The organism is Mesorhizobium sp. M1A.F.Ca.IN.020.06.1.1, assembly GCF_004023265.1.
GTDB lineage: Bacteria > Pseudomonadota > Alphaproteobacteria > Rhizobiales > Rhizobiaceae > Mesorhizobium.
Genome location: NZ_RZSR01000986.1, coordinates 1 through 2,152, shown reverse-complemented (window position 1 = coordinate 2,152; position 2,152 = coordinate 1). Strand labels below are relative to the sequence as shown.

The 2,152-nt window shown below is 65.7% G+C and carries 2 protein-coding genes; both read left to right on the top strand.

Annotated elements, in window-relative coordinates; genetic code table 11:
* Positions 1-1,227, top strand: a 1,227-nt coding sequence (locus EOA60_RS29930; RefSeq protein WP_281060792.1) for a phosphate acyltransferase, incomplete at its 5' end; no start/stop codon positions are given.
* A gap of 120 nt (positions 1,228-1,347) precedes the next feature.
* On the top strand, positions 1,348-2,152 hold an 805-nt coding region (locus EOA60_RS29925; protein WP_128312400.1), incomplete at its 3' end, for a DUF2865 domain-containing protein.

Below are 2,152 nucleotides of genomic sequence, written 5' to 3'. Positions count from 1 at the left end.
CCATCGGACGTCGCCGCCCGCGCCTATTCCGGCGAGACGCCGGTCTTCGGCCCGGACTTCCTGATCCCCTCGCCCTTCGATCCGCGTCTCATCCTGCGCATCGCGCCGGCGGTGGCGAGAGCCGCCTGCGACACCGGCGTGGCGACGCGGCCGATCACCGATTTCGCGGCCTATGTCGACAAGCTCAACCGCTTCGTCTTCCGCTCCGGCCTGGTGATGAAACCGGTGTTCTCCTCGGCCAAGGCCGCCAGCGCGAAGCGCGTCATCTACGCCGACGGCGAGGACGAGCGCGTGCTGCGGGCGGCACAGGTGGTCCTGGAGGAAGGCATCGCCGAACCGATCCTGATCGGCCGCCCGCATGTCGTGGAAGTCAGGCTGAAGCGCTACGGCCTGCGCATCCGGCCGGGGGTCGATTTCGGCCTGATCAACCCGGAGGACGATCCGCGCTACCGGCACTATGTCGATCTGCTGATCGAACTCGCGGGTCGCCGCGGTATAACGACGGAAGCCGCCCGCACCATGGTGCGCACCAACAACACGGTGATCGCCGCGCTTGCGTTGAAGCGCGGCGATGCGGATGCGATGATTTGCGGGCTCGAAGGCCGCTTCGAGCGACATCTGCGCAATGTCACGCTGATCATCGGGCCGCGTCCCGGCATCAAGGACCGCGATCTCTCGACGCTGTCGATGCTGATCTCGCAGCGCGGCATCATCTTCCTCACCGACACCCATGTCTCCGTCGATCCGACGGCGGAGGAGATCGCCGAGATGACGGTGCTGGCGGCGGAAGAAATCCAGCGCTTCGGCATCGAGCCGAAGGCAGCATTGCTGTCGCATTCGGATTTCGGCTCGCGCGATTCGCCCGGCGCGCTCAAGATGCGCGAGGCCGCTGCCATCCTCGCCCGCATCGCGCCGGAGCTGCAGTGCGATGGCGAGATGCATGCCGACTCGGCTCTTTCCGAACATCTGCGCCAGCGCGTCTACCCGCATTCGCGGCTGAAAGGGGAAGCCAATCTGCTGGTGTTCCCGAACCTCGATTCGGCCAACATCACGCTGACGGCGCTGCGTGCCATGATGGACGCGCTGCATGTCGGGCCGATCCTGCTCGGCACCGACAAGCCCGCGCACATCCTGACGCCTTCTGTGACCTCTCGCGGCGTGGTCAACATGACGGCACTGGCAGTCGTCGAGGCGGCGCACAAGGCGCAGGCGCTCGCCCCGATCTGAGTTGAGGGTGAGCTCTGGGTTGTGCGAGCTCGCGCCAGCGGAATTGTGTTGAGTTGGAAGCTAGGGAACAGTTAACTACGAACGCGGTAGCCTTCCACCGGCAATCGGGATTCCAGGCGGATGAAGGGGTTGAAGCTGACGCATCTTGCTGCGCTGCTTGCAGCGTTGGCGGCGTCGGCTGTCGCTGTGACCGAGCCGCAGGCCGCTTCTCGCACCTGCCGCCAGCTCGAAGCGGAGCTTGCAGCCACGCGCGGCGGTGGCGGCGGTCCGGGACTGATCCGCAAATATGACGACGCGATCGCCCGCCAGCGCGAGCAGCTGGCCAAGGCGCGCAGCCGCGCCGGTGATGCCAATTGCGGCTTCACGCTGTTTTCGCGCAATGCCGGCCAATGCGCGGCGATCAATGCCTCGATAGAGCGTATGAACGCCAATCTCGACATCTTGCAGGCCAAGCGCGAGCGGCTGGCCGGCGGCGGCACGCGGCGCGACCGCAGCCGCATTCTTGCGGCGCTCGACGCCAATGGCTGCCGCGATAATGAAGTCGAGCCGCATCGCGCCCCGATCCAGGAGGCCGCCCGCAACAATGGTGGCGGCAATCTGTTCGAGCAGCTCTTCGGCCGTGGCGACGAGGAGATCGATACGCTCCACACGCCTGAAGCGCTTCCGCCAGACGATCCCAGCGCGCGCAACATCCGCCGGGTGATCAACCAACCCGACGGCATGGACCTGCCGAGAATGAACGGCGAGTTCATCACCGTCTGCGTGCGCACCTGCGACGGCTATTTCTTCCCGATGTCGAACGCCGCCTCTCTTGGCGATTTCGAGCGCGATCAGAAGAATTGCGAATCGAGCTGCCCCGGCACCGAGATGCAGGTCTTCTACACGCGCGGCATGGACGATGACGCCGGCAACATGACATCCTCGG